A 23,856-nucleotide genomic window follows, 5' to 3' on the forward strand; every position below is an offset into this window, starting at 1 on the left:
ACGAATAAGTAAGTACTTTAGTTTCACACATAGTTTAAGTTTAAGTTAAAATACGGTTAGTTTCCAGAACTTTAATAGTTAAGGAGTGATGATAATGGAAATTTTAATCAATCAACATGCCATAGAAGTAAATAGCTATAAATTGGATGATATCGAAGAGAAGAGACTGATCATCTTAGACTTTAAAGTGACTCATGAAGAGTATCATGATGTGACTACTTTGTTATATGAGAATAATTTTGATGTTAAAGTCCCTAATGAAGACATTGAATTTCAGGCCACGATTCAAAATTATTGGACGTCCTTTACTAACCTTTATAAAGAAGGAGCGGTTGGAGACTTTCATGTCGAGTTAATTGAAAAATAGGAGGGAGTGAAGCACTCCCTCTTATGATTACTTACAACATGCCTGATCAGAGTCGCAGCATGAAGTTTTTTGTTGTTCATCGACTATGATAGAAGAAGAACAACAGTTTTTCTTTTTATTAGGTTTAAGATTATTCAGTAGTTTTAACATATTTTTCACCTTCCTTTAAATCAGATAAAATAAAGTACCTGACATGGTGGCCATGAATAATACTGAAATGATAAATGCCAAGACTAGTTTTCTTTCAAAAATAGAGTGTAATAGCGTCACCTCAGGTAGACTCGCACCAGTTGAACTAATCATAATGGCCATCACTGGACCCAGTGCCATCCCTTTCATAATCATAATGTTAGCGATTGGGATCATGGTGGATAATCGAATGTACAATGGAATTCCGATTAAAGCAGCAATCGGAATTAACCACCACTCATTCCCTCCAAATGCATTAGTCATCCACTCTGTTGGGACAACTCCATGGATTAACGAACCTATGAAAGCGCCCAGTATTAAGTAAGGATACACCGTCTTCATTAGAGTTTTGGTTTCATTCCAAGCATTTTTGACATTAAATTTATTTGGAGGTTCAGTAGTTGACTTGACAACGAAAGGCTCGACGGCATTTTCAAAACCAAGTTTCTCCAAACTTAAGCCAATGACAATCGATAGAATTGTTGAAACTAACGTGTAAATAATGGTTACCTTCCATCCGAGTAGGACCCCCATTAATGTCAAGATGGTTGGGTCAAGTATTGGTGAAGCGAATAAAAAAATCATGACAAATCCAAAACGCATCCTGTTTTGAAGCATGGTTGCCACAATAGGGATGGTAGAACAAGAGCAAAATGGAGTAATAAAGGCTAATAAAACTGCAATAAGAGATCCTACAGAAGTGTTAGCATGAACGAGATGCTCTTCTAACTTCTCATAAGGAATCAACCCTTGAATCAAATGAACTACAAACGTAACGGTAAAGAATAATGCCGTTAATTCTAGTGCAATAAATAAAAAACTTTTTAAGATATCAATCCACATGATCATCACCTCAAAGTAAAATAGTTGTAAAATGCAACTATTTAGTGTTTGAAAACCTCCTAATAATATAGAGGAGGTTAAACACTTCTCATCGCTTTGTTTAATAAATCAATAGAATATGTGACAGTTTGGCGCTCATCTTCATTTAGCTGACTAAAGATTTGATCTAAACTTTCATTCATATATTGGTCTATATCTTTTTCAAGTTGAGCGCCTTTTTCTGTTAACTGAAGAATTTGAATCCGTTGATCATCAGGATGAGGAGTCTTTGTGATATAACCTTTATTAATTAATGATTTGACTTGGCGGCTAAACGTGGTGATATCAACACCTAAAGTATTGGCTATATCACGCATGGATGGATGATGCTGACGACCAACTTCAAACAGAATATGACTTTGTTGAACACTAACATCTTGCCCACAACACTGATCACAGCACTGTTCATTTAGTAAACCGTAGTGACGTACAACAAGTTGAAACAGGGATCTAAGATTCTCATGACTCATAAATATCACCTCTTAATTACTTTATACCCCAATTATTTGTAAAATGCAACTAATTTAATTATGAAACTTTAATTCAAATATATTCGTATATGAAAACACAATAAAAAAGCTATTTAAGTAAGGAGATCAAAAATGAATTTTTGGTATATTTTAATGATTATTTTTACGATAATGACATTCTTCGCTTCATTTATAATAAGACGAAAACAGAATCGATCAGCTCTAATTGGCTATATCACTTGGATACTATTAAGTCTATATTTTATTGTCGAATATATCGTTATAAAGACAACGGAAGCTCCTTATAATTTTTATAAGCAACCGATGAGTGACCTTGGCGTAACGACATGTGGTAAAAACACTTATGATATAGCTAATTATTTGATTTGTTCACCCAATCACTTACTTATGAACTGGACGTTTACTCTTACTGGTATTGCCATTTTTGTAGGCGCTATTCTTATACAACCATCTTGGCCAAATCATCGAAGGATAAAACTTGCAACAATACTACTTATTATATTTGGATTGAGTTATTCTGTTTCGGGCATCATTCCAGCAGATATCAACTTTAAATGGCATACACTATCTGCCCTTCCAGGAATGGTTGTTCATATTCCAGCATTAATAATGATTGGAAATTCTGTTAAAACGAAATGGCCAAAATTATCAATTTGGACTTATGTTTGTGTATTTATAAGTACAACCTCATTGTTATTACTATTCTTTCAGCCGTTTTTTGACCTTCCCGGAGGATTATTACAACGTATTTTATACGGTTCGGTGTACTTATGGATGACCGTCACTGCAATTATACTTTGGAAATATGAGAGAATAACGAATTAATTTTTAACTGTATGATTCACATATTCATAAATAAAATTAAAGACGGCCCCAACTAGATATTTTTTATGACTGTTGGGGCCGTTAACGTTCTTTATAGCTGAAAGTTATTAACAACTACTATATTTTTTTAAGTAAATTTGCAAACATAGCAGCTCTTTTCGGAAGTTCGTCTATAATGATATGTTCGTGTTCTGCGTGTGGTCCATCACCTAAAGCACCAAGCCCATCTAAAGTGGGGACACCTAAAATAGCAGTGAAATTTCCGTCACTTCCACCCCCAACAAGTTTCTCACCGATATCTAAACCTACTTCTTTTCCTGCTTCTTGAGCCTTGTTAAACAGTTCTTGGGTTGCCTTGCTTTTAACCATTGGTGGACGATTGAGTTCTCCAGTGACTTTTATCTCCACATGATTGGTTACTGGCTCTAAACTTTCTAATGCTTGAACAATCCGATCAGCTTCTTCAACTGTTTTAACTCTAAAATCTATAAGTGCTTCTGCATGGTCAGGGACGACATTTCTTTTTGTACCACCATGAACGACTCCAACGTTAACGGTTGTCCCTATATCATAATTGGTTAGTTTCTCTATATTTATTATTTGATGAGCAAGTTCATTTACAGCACTGTGACCTGCTTCATGATGATTCCCTGCATGTGATGCTTTCCCGTATATCTCTAAATTATAAATTCCAACTCCTTTACGTGCCGTTTTTAAATCCCCCGTTTTAGCGACAGGGGGCTCAGTAATTAATACAATATCGCTGTTTTGAGCCTCTTGCTCAATTAATTCTTGAGACGTTTGACTTCCAAGCTCTTCATCTGAAGTGAATAGGAAGGTTAGTTCGATATTTGGAAATGCATTTTCTTCTTGTAGAGCATTGACAGCCCACAGTGACTGAATAATCCCACCTTTCATATCGATGGCGCCTGGCCCGTAAAACTTATTATCTACTATTTTAATCGGGAGTCGACCTTCGTCCCAAACGGTGTCAAAATGCGCACATACTAAAACACGTTTAGTTCCATTTCCTACGGTAATTTTAAAATGATCACCACGTTTAGACTGTTTATAGACTTCAAGATTTCCTCCAATTAATTGTCGTGCAATATTTTGTAAGGTTAGACCGCATTCATCTACAAGTTCTTTTTGATCTGATGGTGATTCAGCACTAACTAAAGTATGTAAGCTATCTAACATATCTTCATGGTGTTCTTCTAAATACTTTTCAATTTTACTCATAAAATCATCCTTTCTGTTTACGACAAAACTAATCTAAAAATTTTAAATTGACAAAATATTTAGATTAAATTATAGTAAATACTAACATATTTAAGGAACACTTTCAGCCAATTTCCTTAAATAATTTAATTTTTTTGAGGAGTGGTCGTTTGGAAGAACTGTATAAGCATATCGAGGAACATCAAAACGAGTATGTAGAATGGTTGCAAGACTTATGTCGTATACCGAGTGTGGCTGCTCAAAATCGAGGGATGGAAGAAGCTGCACAAAAAGTTTTAGAACATCTGAACTTACATAATAAGGCCGACACTAAACTCATTGATACGGACGGATATCCTGTTGTTTTTGGAGAAGTAAAAGGTAAAAGTAAACGAGTGCTATCTTTTTATAACCATTATGATGTCCAACCTGAAGATCCTGTTGATCTATGGGATACTCCTCCGTTTGATAGTGAAATAGTAGATGGCAAATTAATAGCACGTGGATCGGCAGATAACAAAGGTAATTTAATTGCTCGTATAGCTGCTGTTCATGCCTATCAACAAGTTTATGGTGAATTACCAATCAATATTAAATTTATCGTTGAAGGAGAAGAAGAAATAGGGAGTCCTAATTTAGAAGGTTTTGCGGAAAAGAATGCTGACTTAATTAAAGCAGATGGGTGTATATGGGAATTCGGTTATAAAAATGCTGACGGACGACAACAGGTTAGCTTAGGGGTAAAAGGAATGGCTTATGTTGAACTAACTTGTAAAGGGGCGAATACGGATTTACATTCAGCTAATGCAGCGGTTATTGAGAATCCTGCATGGCGATTAATTTGGGCACTTCAATCCATAAAGGGTGAAAATAATCGAGTGAAAATACCGGGGTTTTATGATGATGTGTTAGATCTGACACATCAAGATGTACAGTTAATAAGTGAACTAATATATAGCGAGCAAGAAATGAAAGAGCAGTTGGATATTAATCAATTCGTTAATGGTGTTGAAGGTGAAGAGCTAAAAAAACAATTGATTTTTTCACCTACATGTAATATTTGTGGTTTTGAAAGTGGATACACAGGAGAAGGTGCGAAAACAGTCCTCCCATCTGAGGCAAAAGTTAAAATAGACTTTCGCTTGGTACCTAATCAAGACCCTTATAAAATTGTTGAACAACTTAGAACCCATTTAGATCATCATGGGTTTGAGGATATTGATATTACTCCAATGGGACTGGAGTATCCAGCAAGAACTGAACCTGACGACCCTCTCGCTAAAAGTGTTATATCTGCTACTAAAAATGTAATGGGAATGGAACCAACCGTCATGCCAATGTCACCTGGGACAGGACCTATGTATGAATTATGTCAGAAGCTAGGTATTCCGGCAGTTTCTGTTGGTGTTGGAAATTTTGCATCTAATAATCATGCACCTAATGAAAATATTTACATTAAAGATTTCATAGATGGAATTAAGATTATTGCTAGAGTCATTGATGACTTTGCAAAACATTAGGGGGGATATTGTGGACCAATTAATCGAAGAAGATCAATTACTTATTGAAGCCAAAAATATACAAGAAAAATTAATAGAGTGGCGACGTGATTTTCACCAACATCCTGAATTGGGTTTTGAAGAAGTCAGAACCTCAACCATTGTAGCAAATTATATGGAAACTTTAGGTTTAGAAGTTCAACGCGAAGTAGCTGGGACTGGGGTTATAGCTTTATTGGAAGGTGATAGACCTGGGCCTACCGTTGGATTGAGAGCGGATATGGATGCTTTGCCAATCCAAGATTTAAAAGATACTCCTTATAAATCAATTATTGAAGGGAAGATGCATGCTTGTGGTCATGATGCTCATACAACCATTCTTATGGGTGCTGCCACGATCTTAACAAAACAAGGGCTAGGAAAAGGGAATATAAAATTTATTTTTCAACCTGCAGAAGAAGGTCGTGGTGGAGCTACAGCAATGATTGAAGCAGGATGTTTAGAGAACCCAAAAGTAGATATCATGGCAGGTCTACACGTAAACACAGGAATTGACACAGGACATATAACGGTTACGAGAGATCGGGTAGGATGTGGGTCTGCAGATTTTTTTGATATTGAAATTAAAGGAAGTGGTGGACATGCAGCTCACCCACATCAAACTGTCGATGCTATAACAGTCGCTAGTGAAGTCATATCTGCTTTACAACAAATTGTTAGTCGACAAGTGGCGCCTAATGATGCGGCTGTTGTTACAGTAGGAACAATAGAAGGTGGGTCTGCCAGTAATGTAATCGCCCCTTCTGTCAAAATGTCTGGAACGGTAAGAACACTTAATCCTGATGTTCGTCATGAAATTCCTCAAAAAATGGAGCAAGTCATATCTGGTGTTACATCAGCGTTTGGGGCGAAGTATGAATTTAATTATGAATACAAGTTCCCCTCAATATTAAATGATTATGAGTTAAGAAGTCTGGTGGAAGAAGTTGCAGATATAGTGTTAGGTGAAGGACATTGTACTCGTGAAAAATCGGGGTTAGGTGGTGAAGATTTCGCCTTTTATTCAGAGAAAGTTCCATCTATATTCTTTCGATTGGGAGTCGGAAATGAATATATGACTCGATATCCAGGGCATCATCCAATGTTTGATATAGATGAAAAAGCATTGCCTTATGGATCTGCGATGCTAGCACGATTTGCTCTACAGTATATAAATTCAAATTAGAAGGAGGAAAAATGAGTGAAATTAAAACTTAGTATTTTTGCATTAATGATGATGTTTTTCTTAGTTGCATGTAACCCGGATAGTTCGGAAGTCGATACGGGCGATGAAGAGTCAAGTGGAGAGACAGCAGAAGATGACGAATTAGTTATAGCGAATGGTTCAGATATGGTTACTTTTGATATTCATGATCACAATAACACATCGACTGAAGCTATCCACGTTAATTTATTTAACTATTTAGTTAAAGCTGATGGAAACGGAGGATTTGTTGGGGACTTAGCAGAGGAATGGGAAAATATTGATGAACGAACTTGGAAGTTTCAATTGCGTGAAGGTGTCACTTTCCATAACGGAGAAGAATTTACAGCAGACGATGTCAAATTCACTCTAGAGAGAGTGGCCAATGATGATACCTTGTTAGAACATGGTAATTATAATCAAATTGCTGAAGTGAACGTGATTAATGATTACGAACTAGAAATAATTACAGAAAATCCAGAGCCAGCGTTACTCAATCGATTGTCTCGTCTAGGTTCAGGAATGCTTCCTTCTGATTATATAGATGAAGAAGGATGGGATACTTTCTTAGAAGAACCAGTCGGAACTGGACCATATCAATTCACTGAATGGGTGAAAGATGACAGAGTTGTTTTAGAACCATATGAAGATTACTTTGGAGAGGCTCCAAAGTGGAATAAAGTGACTTTTAGATCGATCCCTGAAGATTCTACCCGTGTTTCCGAATTATTAACGGGTGGTGTAGATATCGCAGCCAATATTCCGCCTGAAGACTGGGAACGTATAGAAGGTGACGATGCCGTGAAACTTGCCGATAGTCCATCGCAACGGGTCATGATGTTAGTTTTACGTACAGCTGAAAATGAAGTGACTGGAGATCCTAAAGTAAGGGAAGCGATTGATTTAGCGATCGATAATGAGGCAATTGTTGAGAACTTATATAACGGTGCAGCCACTCCAACTCGTACTAGAGTTACCCCAGGTAATAACGGTGCAAATGAAGATTTATATGGACAAAGTAATTATGACCCAGAACGAGCTATTGAACTTCTTGAAGAAGCGGGTTATGGTGATGGGCTTGAAATTTCATTTGATGCTCCAAGCGGGCGCTACTTAAAAGATCGGGAAACTGCGGAATTAATTCAAGCGATGCTATCAGAGGTAGGAATTACAGTTGATCTTCAATTTAACGAATGGAGTACTTTTACAGATAAATATTCTAGTAGAAGTTTTGGAGAGATGTTTATGATCGCATATGGTAATTCCATGTTTGATGCTGCATTAGCATTAGATCGATTAACTCAAGCTCAAAACGAAGGAGAAACAGATTATATTAATGATGAAGTTGAACAGCTTTTAACAGAAGCTGAAAGTAATATGAATCAAGAAGAACGTGTGAAACAGTATCAAAAAGCACAAGAATTAATTGCCGAAGATCGCCCACATATCTACTTATTCCAAATGGATTCTGTTTATGGCCTTCAAGAGAATGTGGATTTTGAACCAAGATTAGATGAAATGTTTTATGTTGATGACCTTTCCAAAAATTAATGTTTTTTCTTAAGCTTTTTTAAGTATTAACTCAAGAAGCTGTCTGTAAATAAAGCTTGCAGACAGCTTTCAACTTATTTAATTGGTTTTTAAGGAGGAGCGGGGAATATGAGATATTTTTTATCAAGTATTTTAAAAGTTATTCCTGTTTTATTGATGATTTCTTTTATTGTGTTTTTTTTGGTGAGATTAACTGGTGACCCTGTTTCCCTCATGCTCCCAGAAACAGCAACTGACCAACAACGAGAGGACCTACGTCAATCTTTAGGGTTAAATGATCCAATTTACATACAATATTTCACCTATATGGCAGATGTTATTCAAGGAGATTTTGGTGAATCCTTCCGTTATAATCAACCAGCGATTGATATCGTTTTAGAAAGGTTGCCGGCTAGTTTCACGTTAGCTATTTCATCCATGATCATCGCCACAATTATTGCTGTACCAGCAGGAATATATTCTGCTATTAAACGAAATACATTTGCAGATTTAATTATTACAGGTAGTTCAGTTTTAGGAAAAGCCATGCCTAATTTTTGGTTAGGAATTATGTTAATACTAATACTTGCTGTTCAATTTAGTATTTTTCCGGTTTCCGGGTCAGGGACGATTGCACATCTCGTTCTTCCATCTATTACATTAGGAACTGCTATTGCGGCTGAGATGACGAGGTTAATTCGTTCAAGTATGTTAGAGGTGCTAGGTTCAGAGTATATTCGAACGGCTAGAAGTAAAGGTTTAAGAGAAACAATTGTTGTCAATAAACATGCTTTACGTAATGCTCTGATACCAGTTGTGACGATTATGGCCCTGCAAACGGCTACATTAATTGGTGGAACATTAATAACAGAAACGGTCTTTTCTTGGCCAGGTATGGGACAATTATTAGTTCAAGCAGTGAATGCAAGAGATATGGCTGTTGTGCAGGCGGCAACATTTATCATTGCGATTTTAGTTATACTTAGTAATTTAACAGCTGATTTAACTTATAGATTCTTAGATCCTCGAATTAAATATGAGGATTAGGAGGTGATACCTAATGAATGCTAATACACAAGTCGAACAAAACATGGATGTCAAACCACATCATAAAGAACAGTCTAGAGTAAGCAAGGTATTCAAACAATTATGGAAAAGCAAAACAGGAACGGTTGGACTAGTTATTGTACTGTGCGTCATATTGATGGCTGTATTTGCTGATATTATTGCTCCTTATGATCATACAGAAACGAATGTATCAGCTAGACTGCTACCCCCATTTTGGATGGAAGGTGGGTCATTCAATTATATATTAGGAACTGATAATTTAGGGAGAGATGTATTAAGTCGTATTATTATTGGATCTAAGGTGTCACTGCTAGTGGGAATTGCTTCTGTAATTGTAGCTGGGGCAATTGGTCTATTTTTAGGGTTAGTTTCTGGTTATTACGGAAAATGGATTGATCAAGTCATTATGAGGTTAGTGGATTCTTTTTTAGCAATCCCGAACATCTTATTTATGTTAATTATTTTGGCAGTTATAGGACCAAGTTTAACTTCAATTATAATCGTATTAGGTGTTACAACTTGGGTTATTTATGCAAGAATGGTCCGAAGTGAAACATTGAGTATAAAAGAAAGAGACTATGTTAAATCGGCCCGAGCAATTGGTGCGAGTGATTATCGAATTATTAAAAAGTATATTTTACCGAACGTTGTATCATCCTTTATTGTCATTGCCACTCTCAATGTAGCAACCACGATCATTTTAGAATCATCTTTGAGTTTTTTAGGGTTAGGTATACAATCTCCTGATGTGTCATGGGGGCTTATGCTCAGTGACGGTAGAGACTATTTAGCGACTAGTTGGTGGGTCGCAACCTTTCCTGGATTAGCCATTACTATTACTGTTTTAGGTATTATTTTTCTAGGAGACTGGTTACGTGACATGTTAGATCCAAAGACTAAGTCATGATAAAAGTGAGGTTATGTTATGACGGAACCATTATTAGATATAAAAAACTTACGTATTCGTTTTCGATCGGATGAAGGCACCGTCAAACCTGTTAATGGTGTTTCATTTCAGGTGAATGAAGGTGAAACCGTTGCGGTTGTCGGTGAATCAGGTTGTGGGAAAAGCTTAACCTCCTTATCGATCTTAGGGTTAGTACCATCACCTGGTGAGGTATTTGAAGGTGAGATAAGATTACAAGGTAAAGATTTAACTAAATTAAAGAAGAATCAAATGAGAAAATTAAGAGGAAATGAAATTTCTATGATTTTCCAAGAGCCTATGACTTCATTGAACCCAGTATTCACCATTGGAAATCAAATGACCGAAGTAATTAAACTTCATCAACAATTAGACAAAAAAGAATCTATTAATAAGGTTGTTGAAATGCTAGATTTAGTAGGGATACCAGAGCCTGAAAGGGTTGTGAGGCAATTTCCACATCAACTTTCAGGTGGAATGAGGCAACGCGTTATGATTGCAATGGCTCTATCATGTAATCCTAAGCTATTAATTGCTGATGAACCGACTACAGCACTTGATGTAACGATTCAAGCTCAAATTTTAAATTTAATGAAAAAGCTTAAAGATGAACTAAATACTGGTGTCATACTTATTACACATGATTTAGGTGTGGTTGCAGAAGTGGCTGATCGTGTTGTCGTTATGTATGGTGGGGAAGTTGTAGAAGAGGCACATGTGAATGAAATTTTTGATAATCCAGTCCACCCATACACACGAGGACTTCTATCTTCTGTGCCTAAAATGACAGGATCAGTTGAAGAGTTAGGAGCTATCCAAGGATCTGTGCCAACACCATCGCAAATGCCTAAAGGATGTAAGTTTCATCCACGATGTCCAATTGCAACAGATTTATGTAAAGATGAGCATCCAAACCTTGAAGAAACTTTACCTAATCACTTTAAACGCTGTTTCCATATGGAGGGAGGATCAATCTATGAGCAGCATAAAAGAGAAACAACTACCTAATGTCTTAATGGAAGTTAAAGGGTTAAAGAAGCACTTTGAAGTTAAAAAGGGATATTTTAACAAACAAGTCAGTTATGTAAAAGCCGTTGATGGTGTCGATATAACTATATATGAAGGAGAGACATTAGGAATCGTTGGTGAATCAGGGTGTGGTAAATCAACGACTGGAGAAATGTTATTAGGTTTACTTAAACCATCCGAAGGTGTAGTTAAATTTAAGGGAAAAGATATGACCGAAATGAGTAAGAAAGAACTAAGAGACATTCGGAAAGACATACAAGTCATCTTCCAAGATCCATTTGCCTCATTAAATCCTAGAATGACTGTAGAAGAGTTAATTGGAGAACCGTTAGAAATTCATACTTCTATGACGAAATCAGAGATCAAAAATAAAGTGATTGAACTTTTAGAAGTGGTGGGTTTAAATAGCGAACAATTAAAAAGATATCCACACGAATTTAGTGGTGGTCAGAGACAACGTATTGGGATTGCTAGAGCGCTAGCATTAAACCCTAAAATAATTATTTGTGATGAACCGGTGTCAGCCTTAGATGTATCCATTCAAGCTCAAATTTTAAATTTATTAAAAAAGTTACAAAGAGAATATAATTTAACTTTAGTATTTATTGCTCACGGTCTTCCTGCTGTCCGTAATATTAGTGATCGAATAGCTGTTATGTATCTTGGTAAGATTATAGAAATAACAGAACGTGATCAATTATTTGGTGAACCTATGCACCCTTACACAGAAGCCTTGTTAAAATCTATCCCTGTTGATCATCCTAAGTGGCGAACTAACTGTGAACCGCTTAAAGGTGATTTACCTAACCCAGCTAATCCACCTAGTGGCTGTACGTTTCACACTAGATGTCCCTATGCTCAAGATATTTGTAAGAATAAAGTTCCTAATCTAGAAGAAGTTAAGATAAACCATTTTACAGCTTGTCACTTCCCATTAAAACAATAACGTGATGATTTAGGCATCTCAAAAGAGGTGCCTTTAAATTGGTAACAAAACCAACAATATCTTAAGGGGGTTATATAGAAATGAAGTTTCAAATTGGAGTTATAGGACCCAATGATTCTATTGAAAAAATTAATGAAATTGGTAAGAGTTTTAATGATCTTAAATTAGTTACTTTTCCTTATGAAAAAACAGAAGAAACTAAAGAGATACTTGAGAACCATAAAAACCAATTTGACTATTGGCTCTTATCGGGTCCAGTCCCATATAAGTATGCAATTGATCATAATTTACTCGGACTTAATGATGGCCATTTTGCAAGATTACATGGGTCTAGTCTATTCGGAACGTTGTTAGAAGCAAACATAAAAGAGGGACGGATTATTGAAAGTGTCAGTTTAGATTCCATTGGTGAAGAGGAAATTAAGCAGGTTGGAGATTCCTATGCAATTCAACATATTAAAATTAATATTAAAGCTTCAAATACATATATCCCATCAAGTGAATTATCTGATTTTCATCAAGAACTATATGAATCTGGAAAGACAGATGTAGCATTGACTTGTGTACGATCAGTCTACTTGGAATTAAAAAAACGAGGTGTTCCGGTGTATAGAGTTTTACAATCTGATCTATCTATTTATAGTGCATTAAGTCACTTGAGGGAGAGAGCGTTTGCTAAGCAATTTGAAAAGAAACAATTTGTAATACTTGGAGTTGAAATTCTATATCCTAAAAAAACAGATTCAAAAAGTATTTCTTTTAAATTAATGAGACAAGAATTGGATTTAAATAGAATACTTATAGATTTTGTAGAAAAAATAAATGGTTCTTTAGTCAGTATGGGTAAAGGACTATTCTATATATATACGACGAAAGGAGAAATAGAGCTTTTTCAAAAATATCATTCTCCTTATCAGTTAATAAAAGAAATGGAAGCGGCTAGTGGATTGTCGGTTCAAGTCGGTATAGGGTATGGTTCAACGGTGTTAGAAGCAAATGACCATGTTCAAGTAGCTTTTAATTATGTTCAAAAAAATGATGAAGCTTCGATTGTCATCATCGATGAAGATAAAAATGTAATTGAATATAATACTGACAATGAGCATTTACAATATCAACTGAAAAGTTCTGTTTCAAAGTGGAAAGAGAAATTACAGAGTGGCAGTATTAGCGCTTCAAAGTTATCGAAGATCGAATCGCTGGCTTATCATTATCAATGTTTTGAAATTACATCTAGTGATTTAGCTAATTGGTTAAATAGTACAGAACGTAATGCTCGAAGACTATTAGCTGAAATGGAACGTATTGGTGTAGTAGAAGTGATTGGAGAGGAAGCAAATGGTAGAGGACGTCCTAAGAAAATCTATAAATTAAATGTCTAGATGGAGTCTATTTTTATGGATATATAGAAAATTATGCGGAGGTTCCTACTGTGAATGGATAATAAAAATAGGGTGTTCAGATAATCGTGTGGAAGACTCCAATACATAATTTTATATTCATACAACGTAACGTAAATCGGCTAAAAAATTCTTCAATTACTTCCATATGTGCCAATGAAATCAGGTCCATTTAAACTGAAATAAACTTTACTACTTAAATCATAATTGTTGTATTGTCTGTAAAATTCCCTTATGCTAATAATTGATTGATCAATCAATCAATAAAATGATTAAGCAGTCAAAATAATAATTTGGAGGGAACAATGAAAAATAAAAACTCTGAAACGCTCACACAAGTCAAAAGCGAGTTTGAAAACGGTAAATACAAGACACAGTTTCTACCAGTACTTGGATTATTATTTTTTGCACCATTTACTGCAGAGTACATAATAGGGTATCTAGATGTAACCGGGAATTTTGGGTTAATGTTCTTATATTTAATATTTTTTGGACCATTATACGGTGGAGCAGCATTAATTATACGGGAATTTACTCGCAGAGCTGGTCTTGGTTGGTTAACAATAACTATTCTTGCTTTTGCATTTGGCTTATTTCAAGCGGGTATAATTGATCATGGGTTATTCAACCCCGCGTTTCAAGATATTGATTATTGGCAAGATTTGCGTGATCCAACTTATATTTCCTTTCTCGGTATTAGTGCATACCAAGCTGTTGATTTTATAAGTGGGCACGTTGTTTGGAGTATTACTGTTCCCATCGTGATTATGGAAATATTCTTTCCAAGTCAAAAAAGAGACCCTTGGTTAAGTAATGTAAGTTTGACTATTATCATCATTTTATACTTACTTGCTTCTGCCTTTATTTTTCAAGATCAGGTGACAATGGACCAATTTCTTCCATCAGTAATTCAATTCATTGTAACTGGAATAATTGTTATCGCTTTGATAATTGCTTCGTTTATTATTGGCAAACATACCATGACACGCAATGCAAAACCTGCCCCTAAACCTTTATTTGTTGGAACGGTGACACTCTTGCTGCTAAGTATGCACACTATCATTGAATTATTAGCAGTTTTGCTTGGGTTTTCCTCAGATTTTATGATGGAGTGGCCGGGTGTTATATTAAGATTGGCGTCATTATCATTGCTCGGTTATTTGATTTTAGTTTGGTCAAAGCAAAAAGGGTGGAATGCCTTGCACCATCTTGCTTTAGCTGGTGGTGCGATTTTGACGAGAACATGGATTGCTTTTCTTATCCAGCCTCTCGGAAATGTATCGTCATCTGACAAACTTATTGGAAATACGATTTTCTTATTAAGTGCTATTCTGCTCATCCTTTTTGGAACATATGTCACTAAAAAGACAATTAAAGTACCAGATTAAACAAATAGGTTTCCGTAGAATCAGTATCAACGTTGGGTAGCTGAACACCCGGATTTTCCTCCATAGGTTAATGTCCTGCTATTAGCAGGGAACGAGCTTTAAAGAAATGATGAGACAGAAGAGGGTAAGGTCTTCGAAAATATATGGCTGTTCATGGAGTTGTTATTCATGTTGAAGATAAACGGATGTATGTAAGAATAGTAAGAGGTGAGGATAAATGAAAGAAGATCTAAAAATGGAAGGTAAACAGTCATTTATCGCTGAAGCAAGACGTGAACAAATTATAGAGGCAGCGATCAAAACGCTTGATGAAATTGGTTATGTAAAAGCAAGCCTTGCACAAATCGCAAAAAGAGCAAGAATTAGCACAGCACTTATATCTTACCACTTTACAGATAAAAGCGATTTGATGAATCATCTGCTAACAAACTTGTTAGAAGGATCATCAACATATATTTTGAATAAAGTACATCAGGAAACTACCCCTCACGGGAGACTAAATGCCTTTATAACGGCAAGTCTCGCTTATCAAGATACGCACCCTGAACGTAATACGGCTCTGATAGAAATTATCTTTAATGCTAGAACACCTGATAATATTCCGTATTATAAGTTAAGTGACGTTGAAGATGAAGACCCAATCATGAATGAGCTTCGGAGCATTTTGCGCGATGGACAGGCAAAAGGGGTATTTGGGGTGTTCAATATAGATGTCATGGCTAATATGATTCAAGGAGCGATTGGAGAGTATATGTTTAATACTGATATAACAAAAAAGTTTGACTGGAGAACGTATAGTAGAGAACTTGTAAACATTGTTAATCAAGCATTAAAAGGATATTAACTAGGCTTATGAACTCGAAGAAAAATTCTTTGATATCTATAAAGCCGAATAAATTAACAATGTCTATTTATCAAAGTTGGCTTTCAAATGTACCTAAAGATTTAATGACTTATTTTGAAGATAATAATTGGGAAGAAGATATATTTAATTATTTTACTTATCCGATTACCATAAAAAATAAAAGCCCTGAAATTCCTTATTATAAGGATTTCAGGGCTTTTAAGTATTGTGCGATACAAAGCAATTTTATTAACGAGAGTAGAACTCAACGATAAGCGCTTCGTTAATTTCTGAAGGTAATTCAGAACGTTCAGGGTAGCGGTTATAAGTCGCTTCTTTCTTGTCAGCATCGAAAGTAATGTACTCAGGTACGAAATTACTTACTTCGATAGATTCAGCAATGATGTCAAGATCCTGAGATTTCTCACGAACACCAATTACTTGACCAGGTTTTACACGGTAAGATGGGATGTCTACGCGACCACCATCAACAGTGATGTGACCATGAGCTACTAATTGGCGAGCTTGACGACGAGTACGTGCAAGTCCAGCACGGTATACAAGGTTGTCAAGGCGAGATTCAAGTAAGATCATGAAGTTTTCACCATGAACACCTTTCATTTTTGCTGCATCGTCAAAGATGCGACGGAATTGACGTTCAGTTAAACCATACATAAAACGAAGCTTTTGCTTCTCTTGTAACTGAAGTCCATACTCAGATTGTTTTTTACGCTGGTTCGGACCATGTTGACCCGGAGCGTAAGGGCGTTTCTCTAATTCTTTACCAGTACCACTTAGAGAAATGCCGTAACGACGTGATTTTTTCCATAGAGAGCCTGTGAAACGTGCCACGAGCGTCTCCTCCTTTATATATAAATTTTGCATAAAATAAAAAGGATGTGTCCCACACCATGCTCATTTTGCTTTCATGTATCTTCGCTCCAGCAGCAGAGAGTTACGCGATACACCTCATTATAAGAGGTACAAAATGATAACATAGCAAGTTCACCTAAGCTGCCTTTTATTTTACACAAAGGATATTATATGAAAAAAAAGCGAAAGAGTCAAGTATTACTAGATGATTATAAGATAAGATTTCTAATGGAGCGGATGGAGATTTCGTGTTCACCTATGATTTGGTGGATCGATGATTGACTTCGTTTAAGTTCATTAACTTCATCTTTTGTTTCAAGCACAGCTTGCTTAATAACGCTTTGCTCTTCTTTTAAGTGGGAAAGATCATTTAGAATTGGTTTTAAATCGTCTTTAGTCGCAAAGTTTTTTAAGTCTTCCTTAGTTGCAGAGCTTTTCAGGTCGTCTTTAGTCGCAAAGTTTTTCATGTCTTCTTTAGTTGCAAAGCTTTTTAGATCGTCTTTAGTCGCAAAGTTTTTCATGTCTTCTTTAGTTGCAAAGCTTTTTAGATCGTCTTTGGTCGCAAAGTTTTTCAAGTCTTCTTTAGTAGCAAAGGTTTTCAAATCGTCTTTGGTCGCAAAGTTACTCATCGCACTTTGGGTAGCCTTAAGCTCGTCCCTCATTAATATTTGATTCGTTTCAAGAGAAGTTACTCTGTTGTTTAGACTTTGGAGTTCAGATAATATCAGATCTAGTTTTTCCTCAGACATAATCTATCTCCTCTCATATAATAATAATTATTATACCATGGAAAAGTCGAAATATGGCAAAAAAAAGTACCAATTTTTATCGAGAAAATTGGTACTTAACGACTTAGTTAAATATGTTTTTTTAATGTTTCTACAAATTCCTCTAGATATTTTTGATCTGTATCATCAAACCGGCTTTTAATCGGACTGTCAATGTCTAATACACCAAAAACTTGCTCACCCATAATAATTGGTACGACAATTTCAGATTGACTTTGAGCGTCACAAGCGATATGACCAGGGAATTGATGAACATCATCGACTAGCATGGTTTGCTTTTCAGCAGTTGCTGTTCCACAAACTCCCTTTCCATCAGGAATTCTAACGCAAGCTGGTAGCCCTTGAAAAGGACCTAAGATTAATTCACTATTTTTCATTAAATAAAAACCAACCCAATTAACTTGATCTAAAAACTGGTTTAGAAGGGAACTAGCATTAGCTAAGTTAGCTGTTAGATCTGTTTCCCCTTCTAACAGGCTGTCAAGCTGCTTAATAAGTAATTCATAGTTTTCTTCTTTTGACCCGTTATATTGAATAGTTTCAAACAATGTGATACGCTCCTTTTTTAAAATCTGGTAAAATGTTGTCATAAAATCAGTGAAAATTAAAGGTATTTTACATTTACAATAGAATACTACAAAAAAGAGGTGATGTTATGTCAGAACTTAGCACCAAACAAAGAATCATGGATGCAGCAGCTCAACTGTTTTATTATAACGGCTTTAATGGTACTTCCATCAGAGCAATCACCGAAAAAGCAGATGTAAATGTTTCTTTAATAAGTTATCACTTTAAAAATAAACAAGGTTTATTAGAATTTATGACGGTTGATTATTTTGAGAAGTATTTGGAATTATTGGATGAAATAACTCAAAATGAAGAACCGTTATCAAATTTAGATGACTTTTTCCAAGCTATTGAACAAATTATACATTACAAATATGATCATTTTCAATTTAGTTGTTTTATTCAAAGAGAGCTTTCATTAGATAATATGTTTATTCGAGAATTATTTTCAACATATGTCGCAAAAGAAAAATTCTTATTAAAAAAAATAATAAATGGACTATCTAATGAGTGGAAGCTAAGTGATGTTGAGCAGGATGTATTATACATACAACTCAAAAGTTTAGTTAATGGATTATTTGTATATGCCCATGATTGGCAAGATCATTATCAATGGGACCAAAGTGGAAAGATGTTTGTTAAAAAATATATGGAAACGTTTAAAAAATGGTTTCACGGAAAAATAAATGTTTAAAGTTTACTTTTTATGTTGAAAAAGCTAAAATATTGGCAAATTAGACGGAAAAATATGCTATTATAGAGTATAGATTATAGTCGTTTTGTGTTAGGGGGCTTCTTATGGAACTTGTAATCGCCATTATCATTGTAGCAATTGTTCTATTTATCATAGTTGGTGTCGTGATGCGTAAAAAGGTGTATCAACGTGTCGATGCTTTAGAAGAGAAAAAAGTCCTGTTGATGAACCGTCAAGTTGCAGATGAATTAAGCAAGGTACGGGATTTGAATTTGTCAGGTGAGACGGAATCATTGTTTGAGTCGTGGCGAGATGAATGGGATGAAATAAATGATCGAGTTTTTTCCAATGTCGAAGAGGACTTATTAGATGCAGAAGAATCAGCTGAACAATATCGATTTGGTAAGGCTTTTCGTATTTTAAATCATACTGAACGTGAATTAAACCAAGTCGAGAAAACAATAGATGATATTTATAGTGAAGTAGACCGTCTCCTTCATTCTGAAAAAGATAGTCGTGAAGAAATTGAGAAAATGAAACCACAAATTAGTGAAGTGAGAAAAATGGTGCTTCAAAACGGGTATCAACTTGGTAAAGCCGAGGTCGTTCTCGATGTTGAATTAGATGATATAGAAAATGAATTAAAAGAATATGAGGAGCTAACTGCTTCAGGTAATTACACTGATGCGCATGAATTGGTTCAAAGATTAAGGGATCAATTAAATGAACTTGATCGTAAAGTTCAAACGTTTCCCGAACTTTATCGTTTATGTAAACAAGTGTTACCAGAAGATCTAGATCATTTACAGAATGGTATTCGAGAAATGCGTGACGAGGGATATCGTATTCATCTGCTTGGTCTCGATAAAGAAATTCAAGCTCATCATGAGACTCTTCTTAAGCTCATTGAGAAATTAAATAAAGGACATGATGAAGATGTCGAAGAGAAAATTGAACAGATTCGTGGGCGTATATTAGAGATTTACGATGAGTTGGAGAAAGAAGCTTTAGACAAAAATTTTGTGATGCAGAAACTTGAAAAGATGGATGAACAATTAAGTTCTGCCAAAGAACGTTTTGCTAAAATCAAAGAAAATGTTATGGCGGTAAAAGAAAATTACCATTTAAATGATGAAAAATATGAAAAACAGTATCAACTAGAGAAGTCCTTAGATCGATTAGATAAAGAAGCTCAACGTATTAAAGAAATGATTGAAAACGAAAATGACCTATTCTCCACGATTCGAATAGAAGTGGAAGGATGGTTTGCTGATTATGAAGACTGGGAAGTCCCATTAAATCATTTTGATGAATTCCTGCATAATCTTCGTAAAGATGAAATCGATGCTAGAGATCAAATTACTACGTTAAGAAATGAGATTATTAAAGTTCGACAACAATTACAAAAAAGTAATCTTCCTGGCATCCCTCAGTATGTTAACGAAGTAGTGAATGAAGGTATTCAAGCTGTTACAGAATCGGTTGAGGCTTTAGATGAACAGCCTTTAAATATGGATCGAATTAATGAAACAATAGAAATAGCTGAAAAAATGGTTGGAAGAGCAGTAGAGCAAACTCAATTATTAATTGAACAAGCTCAATTAGCTGAAAGGGTTATTCAATATGCAAATCGCTATCGTTCGTCTAATCCATTATTAGCGGCTCAGATTTCAGAAGCAGAAGCAGCATTTTTAAATTATGATTATGAAGTGGCTTTAGAAAAGTCTTCAAAAACCCTTGAGGAAATTGAGCCTGGAGCTATGAAACGTCTCGAGGAAGTTATGTCCGAGACAACAGTTTAAAAAGTGTAATCGAGGAGTGAATCATATGGATCGAGTGCTGGTAAGCATAGCTAGTGTGTTATTCGTCGTGACGTGGACTGCCATTATCATACTTTTTGTTCAACCAGATGACGGCGAATACTTAAAGGTTAAAGCACACCAAGAAACAATACCATTTACGATCCATGACAAAGATTCCGCAACATTATATGTTTTGACGGAACTTAAACATGATCAAACCAAAACACTTGGTCAAATGGTCAATAAACGTGATGGTCAAGGAGTTTCAATTGATGATTTACTTGAACAATTAAATTTAAATGATGATCCTGAAGCTGCTCCTAATTCATAATAGGAGTAGCTTTTATTAAATTAAGAAAACGTTCTATATTAAAGGATTTTAGGAAGTTAGTATTGTTAAGCGCTAGACTCTCTTTGGCGAACTGTATCGTTAAGTTGGGTGCTTGCGCTTTTCTTGTGCAGTTGTATAAAAGCTTCAAGTTGAAAATGGTTCGTCAATTATGTTAATATAGTTCGATGCAAAAAGTCGATGATGAGGAGTTTCGCGATGATTTATTTAGATAATAGTGCAACAACACAACCCGCTCAAGAAGTCTTGAAATCATTTCAAACGGTCTCAATGAATTACTATGCCAACCCGTCATCCATTCACGTCGGTGGAAGTGAAGTTGAGAAATTACTTTTTAAAGCAAGGACGCAAATTGCCCAACTTCTTAAAGTTAATGAAGATGAAGTCATTTTTACTTCAGGCGGAACTGAGAGTAATAATTTGGCTATTAAAGGGATTGCACATGCGCATCAAAATAGAGGGAATCATATTATTACAACACAAATAGAGCACCCAGCTGTCCTGCAGGTGTGTAAGGATTTGGAGCGAGAAGGTTTTGAGGTGACCTATTTACCTGTTGATGAATCCGGCAACATTAATTTAGACGATTTAAAAAAGGCTATAAATGAAAATACCATCCTAGTTACCATTATGCATGTTAATAATGAAATTGGAACCATTCAACCTATTGAAAAGATCGCAAAGTTATTAGCAAATTATCCAAAAATCACATTCCATACGGATCATGTCCAAGGTTTTGGGAAAGTTTCTTTACCTTATGATATGGAAGGGCTAGACCTCATTACGATATCTGGTCATAAAATCCATGGGTTAAAGGGAACGGGATGTTTAATTAAAAAAAGACATGTTCAATTAAAGCCACTTTTTCATGGCGGATCACAAGAAGGATCTGTACGCCCTGGGACAGAAAATGTAGCTGGAAATGTATCATTGGCTAAAGCCATGAGGTTAGCTGTAGAAAAACAAAGCCAGTACAATAGGTTAATCGCTTTACACCAAAAACTATTTGATCAGTTAGAACCGATCGATAAGATTACGATCAATTCTCCGAAAAACGGGGCTGCTCATATTTTTAATTTTTCTGTATTAGGTTTTAAACCAGAAGTACTCATTCATGCCTTAGGCGAAAAAGAGATATATGTATCAACTAAGTCAGCTTGTTCTTCTAAACAAGATGAACCTAGTCATGTGATTGTTGCTTGTGGTAAAGAACAAGAAGCAGGAGCTGCGATTCGGGTAAGTTTAAGCATTAATCAAAGTGAAGAAGATATAGATATTTTTATTAAAGAAATTAAAAATGTTATTCAGCAATATAAAAGTATAATGGGGTAGTTAAACATGACATATGATCACATACTAGTTCGCTACGGTGAATTAGCTTTAAAAGGGAAAAATCGAAAATCATTTATGCAAATCTTAAAACAAAATGTAGAAAAGAAATTATCTGCTTATCCAAGTATTAAAGTTAAGGCTAAAAGAGACCACATGTACATTCTTCTAAATGGTGAAAACCATGAACCTATATTGGAAAAATGTAAAGATATTTTTGGTATTCAATCTTTTAGTTTAGCTATGAAAGTTGAAAATGAAAAAGAACAAATTAAAGATGCTGCGCTACAAGCATTATTATTAGAGTCGGGGCAAACCTTTAAAGTAACTTGTAAACGCCCTAATAAAGGTTTTCCAATTGGTTCACAAGAAATGAATCAAATATTAGGTGGGCACTTATTAACTCATACTGAGGATTGGTCTGTTGATGTGCATCATCCAGATGTTGAGTTAAGAGTTGAAATTCGTCATGATGCAACTTATATTACGGCTAAAAAAATCCAAGGTAAAGGTGGTTTACCAGTCGGTACAACTGGTAAGACTTTATTGTTATTATCTGGTGGAATCGATAGTCCAGTTGCAGGATATTTAACTATGAACCGAGGAGTAGAAGTTGAAGCTATTCACTTTCATTCACCACCTTTTACTAGTGAACGGGCTAAACAAAAGGTTGAAGATTTAGCCAGAGTACTAACGAAATATGGTGGTGATATTAAGCTTCACCTCGTTCCATTTACTGAAATTCAACAAAAGATCTTTCAAGAAGCACCTGAAAATTATGGTATGACCATCATGCGTAGGCTAATGTTAAGGATAAGTGAAATGGTGGCAAAACAAAGGGATATTTTATCCATTACAACTGGTGAAAGTTTAGGACAAGTTGCTAGTCAAACGATGGAGAGTATGCATACGATTAACGAAGTTACAAATTATCCAGTCATTCGACCATTAGTAGCCATGGACAAAATTGATATTATTGATATTTCTAAAGAAATTGGAGCTTATGAGATTTCAATTCGACCTTATGAGGATTGCTGTACCATTTTTGTACCGAAAGCACCTAAGACAAAACCTAGACGTGATAAAGTGAATGAATTTGAAAGACCTATAGATTTTACGAAAGATATTGAGAAAGCCTTAAACAACATGGAAACCGTGACGTTCAGTGCTTCTAATGATCAAAAACAAGATGAGTTTGACGATTTATTATAATATTCACTCTTCCAAGTTTTGCATTGTATTATAACTTTCTCGTTGCTAACAATAGTTAACGAGGAGGTGAAAAACCATGGCACAAAACAACAACTCAAACCAATTACTAGTTCCTGGTGTTGACGCAGCGTTAAACCAGATGAAAGCTGAGATTGCACAAGAGTTTGGTGTTCAGCTAGGTGCTGATTCTACATCTCGTTCTAACGGTTCTGTAGGTGGAGAAATCACTAAACGTCTTGTACAACAAGCACAACAACAAATGAATGGTCAATAATTATTAAAAACAATTTGTTTTTAAATGAAGAGGCTGGGACAAAACCCAGTAAAATAAAAAATCGTGGAAGACATCAAAATTGATGTTCTCCACGATTTTTTTATACTCTTTTTTAATTTTA

General features: G+C 35.3%; 24 protein-coding genes. 18 read left to right on the forward strand and 6 right to left on the reverse strand.

The features are described 5' to 3' along the window. Positions 1-94 precede the first annotated feature (94 nt). On the forward strand, positions 95-367 hold the full coding sequence (locus BMY57_RS07540; RefSeq protein WP_246247472.1) for a DUF3219 family protein: 273 nt from the start codon (positions 95-97) through the stop codon (positions 365-367). A 165-nt stretch (positions 368-532) separates the two neighbouring features. On the opposite strand, the gene BMY57_RS07545 is transcribed toward BMY57_RS07540, so the two are convergent. After that, positions 533-1,399, reverse strand: a complete 867-nt coding sequence (locus tag BMY57_RS07545; protein WP_091773412.1) for a permease — start codon at positions 1,397-1,399, stop codon at positions 533-535. Positions 1,400-1,476: 77 nt separating this feature from the next. After that, positions 1,477-1,908 carry a MarR family winged helix-turn-helix transcriptional regulator gene (locus BMY57_RS07550; RefSeq protein ID WP_091773413.1) on the reverse strand — a complete coding sequence of 144 codons (432 nt, stop codon included), beginning with the start codon at positions 1,906-1,908 and terminating at the stop codon, positions 1,477-1,479. Positions 1,909-2,040: 132 nt separating this feature from the next. On the opposite strand from BMY57_RS07550, the gene BMY57_RS07555 reads away from it, so the two are divergent. Then, positions 2,041-2,754: a DUF998 domain-containing protein gene (locus tag BMY57_RS07555; RefSeq protein ID WP_091773414.1), complete on the forward strand. Its 714-nt coding sequence runs from the start codon at positions 2,041-2,043 to the stop codon at positions 2,752-2,754. A 117-nt stretch (positions 2,755-2,871) separates the two neighbouring features. Here the strand turns inward: BMY57_RS07555 and BMY57_RS07560 are convergent, their stop codons facing one another. Beyond that, positions 2,872-3,996 carry a M20 family metallopeptidase gene (locus tag BMY57_RS07560; protein ID WP_091773415.1) on the reverse strand — a complete coding sequence of 375 codons (1,125 nt, stop codon included), beginning with the start codon at positions 3,994-3,996 and terminating at the stop codon, positions 2,872-2,874. Between the two features lie 149 nt (positions 3,997-4,145). Between BMY57_RS07560 and BMY57_RS07565 the strand changes: the two genes are divergently transcribed. The 10 genes from BMY57_RS07565 (at position 4,146) to BMY57_RS07610 (ending at position 15,847) form a co-directional block, all read left to right on the forward strand. Then, the gene (locus BMY57_RS07565; protein ID WP_091773416.1) at positions 4,146-5,495 is read left to right on the forward strand and encodes a M20/M25/M40 family metallo-hydrolase; all 1,350 of its coding nucleotides are present in this window, start codon (positions 4,146-4,148) and stop codon (positions 5,493-5,495) included. Positions 5,496-5,505: 10 nt separating this feature from the next. Further along, complete coding sequence (locus BMY57_RS07570; RefSeq protein WP_369678854.1) at positions 5,506-6,699, forward strand: M20 metallopeptidase family protein; 1,194 nt, start codon at positions 5,506-5,508, stop codon at positions 6,697-6,699. Between the two features lie 15 nt (positions 6,700-6,714). Beyond that, entirely contained in the window at positions 6,715-8,268 is a 1,554-nt protein-coding gene (locus BMY57_RS07575) for an ABC transporter substrate-binding protein (RefSeq protein ID WP_369678855.1), read from the forward strand. A gap of 108 nt (positions 8,269-8,376) precedes the next feature. Continuing rightward, a complete protein-coding gene (locus BMY57_RS07580) occupies positions 8,377-9,294 on the forward strand; it encodes an ABC transporter permease (protein ID WP_091773418.1) in 918 nt (305 codons plus the stop codon). Between the two features lie 43 nt (positions 9,295-9,337). Next, positions 9,338-10,222 carry an ABC transporter permease gene (locus tag BMY57_RS07585; RefSeq protein WP_439895792.1) on the forward strand — a complete coding sequence of 295 codons (885 nt, stop codon included), beginning with the start codon at positions 9,338-9,340 and terminating at the stop codon, positions 10,220-10,222. 18 nt (positions 10,223-10,240) lie between these two features. Further along, positions 10,241-11,248 carry an ABC transporter ATP-binding protein gene (locus tag BMY57_RS07590; RefSeq protein ID WP_091773420.1) on the forward strand — a complete coding sequence of 336 codons (1,008 nt, stop codon included), beginning with the start codon at positions 10,241-10,243 and terminating at the stop codon, positions 11,246-11,248. Beyond that, complete coding sequence (locus tag BMY57_RS07595) at positions 11,217-12,215, forward strand: ABC transporter ATP-binding protein (protein ID WP_091773421.1); 999 nt, start codon at positions 11,217-11,219, stop codon at positions 12,213-12,215. Before BMY57_RS07590 ends, BMY57_RS07595 begins: the two co-directional genes overlap by 32 nt. A gap of 80 nt (positions 12,216-12,295) precedes the next feature. After that, positions 12,296-13,597 (forward strand): helix-turn-helix domain-containing protein, encoded by a 1,302-nt coding sequence (locus BMY57_RS07600; RefSeq protein WP_091773422.1) that lies wholly within the window; start codon positions 12,296-12,298, stop codon positions 13,595-13,597. Positions 13,598-13,920: 323 nt separating this feature from the next. Further along, positions 13,921-15,003: a hypothetical protein gene (locus tag BMY57_RS07605; RefSeq protein ID WP_091773423.1), complete on the forward strand. Its 1,083-nt coding sequence runs from the start codon at positions 13,921-13,923 to the stop codon at positions 15,001-15,003. Between the two features lie 217 nt (positions 15,004-15,220). Next, positions 15,221-15,847 carry a TetR/AcrR family transcriptional regulator gene (locus BMY57_RS07610; RefSeq protein WP_091773424.1) on the forward strand — a complete coding sequence of 209 codons (627 nt, stop codon included), beginning with the start codon at positions 15,221-15,223 and terminating at the stop codon, positions 15,845-15,847. Between the two features lie 249 nt (positions 15,848-16,096). Here BMY57_RS07610 and rpsD read toward each other — a convergent pair whose 3' ends face one another. The 3 genes from rpsD to msrC form a co-directional block, all read right to left on the reverse strand. Beyond that, the gene (gene rpsD / locus BMY57_RS07620) at positions 16,097-16,699 is read right to left on the reverse strand and encodes a 30S ribosomal protein S4 (RefSeq protein ID WP_091773426.1); all 603 of its coding nucleotides are present in this window, start codon (positions 16,697-16,699) and stop codon (positions 16,097-16,099) included. A gap of 230 nt (positions 16,700-16,929) precedes the next feature. Continuing rightward, positions 16,930-17,469 carry a hypothetical protein gene (locus BMY57_RS16180; protein WP_217703288.1) on the reverse strand — a complete coding sequence of 180 codons (540 nt, stop codon included), beginning with the start codon at positions 17,467-17,469 and terminating at the stop codon, positions 16,930-16,932. Between the two features lie 107 nt (positions 17,470-17,576). Continuing rightward, positions 17,577-18,056 (reverse strand): free L-methionine (R)-S-oxide reductase MsrC, encoded by a 480-nt coding sequence (msrC, locus tag BMY57_RS07630; protein WP_091773427.1) that lies wholly within the window; start codon positions 18,054-18,056, stop codon positions 17,577-17,579. A 107-nt stretch (positions 18,057-18,163) separates the two neighbouring features. Between msrC and refZ the strand changes: the two genes are divergently transcribed. From refZ to BMY57_RS07660, 6 genes are all read left to right on the forward strand, one after another. Then, entirely contained in the window at positions 18,164-18,769 is a 606-nt protein-coding gene (gene refZ / locus BMY57_RS07635; protein WP_091773428.1) for a forespore capture DNA-binding protein RefZ, read from the forward strand. 104 nt (positions 18,770-18,873) lie between these two features. Beyond that, a complete protein-coding gene (locus BMY57_RS07640) occupies positions 18,874-20,571 on the forward strand; it encodes a septation ring formation regulator EzrA (RefSeq protein WP_091773429.1) in 1,698 nt (565 codons plus the stop codon). 25 nt (positions 20,572-20,596) lie between these two features. After that, entirely contained in the window at positions 20,597-20,902 is a 306-nt protein-coding gene (locus BMY57_RS07645; protein WP_091773430.1) for a hypothetical protein, read from the forward strand. Between the two features lie 216 nt (positions 20,903-21,118). Beyond that, complete coding sequence (locus BMY57_RS07650; RefSeq protein ID WP_091773431.1) at positions 21,119-22,252, forward strand: cysteine desulfurase family protein; 1,134 nt, start codon at positions 21,119-21,121, stop codon at positions 22,250-22,252. Between the two features lie 6 nt (positions 22,253-22,258). Beyond that, positions 22,259-23,461, forward strand: a complete 1,203-nt coding sequence (gene thiI, locus BMY57_RS07655) for a tRNA uracil 4-sulfurtransferase ThiI (protein WP_091773432.1) — start codon at positions 22,259-22,261, stop codon at positions 23,459-23,461. A 76-nt stretch (positions 23,462-23,537) separates the two neighbouring features. Then, positions 23,538-23,735 carry an alpha/beta-type small acid-soluble spore protein gene (locus BMY57_RS07660; protein ID WP_091773433.1) on the forward strand — a complete coding sequence of 66 codons (198 nt, stop codon included), beginning with the start codon at positions 23,538-23,540 and terminating at the stop codon, positions 23,733-23,735. The last annotated feature ends 121 nt before the right edge of the window (positions 23,736-23,856 follow it).

The sequence above is a fragment of the Piscibacillus halophilus genome, assembly GCF_900110685.1.
GTDB lineage: Bacteria > Bacillota > Bacilli > Bacillales > Alkalibacillaceae > Piscibacillus > Piscibacillus halophilus.

What these genes read in the sequence shown, in the direction of transcription:
- BMY57_RS07540 (WP_246247472.1), top strand. Translation starts at nt 95, where the DNA reads ATGGAAATTTTAATCAATCAACATGCCATAGAAGTAAATAGCTATAAA.
- BMY57_RS07545 (WP_091773412.1), bottom strand. Translation starts at nt 1,399, where the DNA reads ATGTGGATTGATATCTTAAAAAGTTTTTTATTTATTGCACTAGAATTA.
- BMY57_RS07550 (WP_091773413.1), bottom strand. Translation starts at nt 1,908, where the DNA reads ATGAGTCATGAGAATCTTAGATCCCTGTTTCAACTTGTTGTACGTCAC.
- BMY57_RS07555 (WP_091773414.1), top strand. Translation starts at nt 2,041, where the DNA reads ATGAATTTTTGGTATATTTTAATGATTATTTTTACGATAATGACATTC.
- BMY57_RS07560 (WP_091773415.1), bottom strand. Translation starts at nt 3,996, where the DNA reads ATGAGTAAAATTGAAAAGTATTTAGAAGAACACCATGAAGATATGTTA.
- BMY57_RS07580 (WP_091773418.1), top strand. Translation starts at nt 8,377, where the DNA reads ATGAGATATTTTTTATCAAGTATTTTAAAAGTTATTCCTGTTTTATTG.
- BMY57_RS07585 (WP_439895792.1), top strand. Translation starts at nt 9,338, where the DNA reads ATGGATGTCAAACCACATCATAAAGAACAGTCTAGAGTAAGCAAGGTA.
- BMY57_RS07590 (WP_091773420.1), top strand. Translation starts at nt 10,241, where the DNA reads ATGACGGAACCATTATTAGATATAAAAAACTTACGTATTCGTTTTCGA.
- BMY57_RS07595 (WP_091773421.1), top strand. Translation starts at nt 11,217, where the DNA reads ATGAGCAGCATAAAAGAGAAACAACTACCTAATGTCTTAATGGAAGTT.
- BMY57_RS07600 (WP_091773422.1), top strand. Translation starts at nt 12,296, where the DNA reads ATGAAGTTTCAAATTGGAGTTATAGGACCCAATGATTCTATTGAAAAA.
- BMY57_RS07605 (WP_091773423.1), top strand. Translation starts at nt 13,921, where the DNA reads ATGAAAAATAAAAACTCTGAAACGCTCACACAAGTCAAAAGCGAGTTT.
- BMY57_RS07610 (WP_091773424.1), top strand. Translation starts at nt 15,221, where the DNA reads ATGAAAGAAGATCTAAAAATGGAAGGTAAACAGTCATTTATCGCTGAA.
- BMY57_RS16180 (WP_217703288.1), bottom strand. Translation starts at nt 17,469, where the DNA reads ATGTCTGAGGAAAAACTAGATCTGATATTATCTGAACTCCAAAGTCTA.
- refZ (WP_091773428.1), top strand. Translation starts at nt 18,164, where the DNA reads ATGTCAGAACTTAGCACCAAACAAAGAATCATGGATGCAGCAGCTCAA.
- BMY57_RS07640 (WP_091773429.1), top strand. Translation starts at nt 18,874, where the DNA reads ATGGAACTTGTAATCGCCATTATCATTGTAGCAATTGTTCTATTTATC.
- BMY57_RS07645 (WP_091773430.1), top strand. Translation starts at nt 20,597, where the DNA reads ATGGATCGAGTGCTGGTAAGCATAGCTAGTGTGTTATTCGTCGTGACG.
- BMY57_RS07650 (WP_091773431.1), top strand. Translation starts at nt 21,119, where the DNA reads ATGATTTATTTAGATAATAGTGCAACAACACAACCCGCTCAAGAAGTC.
- thiI (WP_091773432.1), top strand. Translation starts at nt 22,259, where the DNA reads ATGACATATGATCACATACTAGTTCGCTACGGTGAATTAGCTTTAAAA.
- BMY57_RS07660 (WP_091773433.1), top strand. Translation starts at nt 23,538, where the DNA reads ATGGCACAAAACAACAACTCAAACCAATTACTAGTTCCTGGTGTTGAC.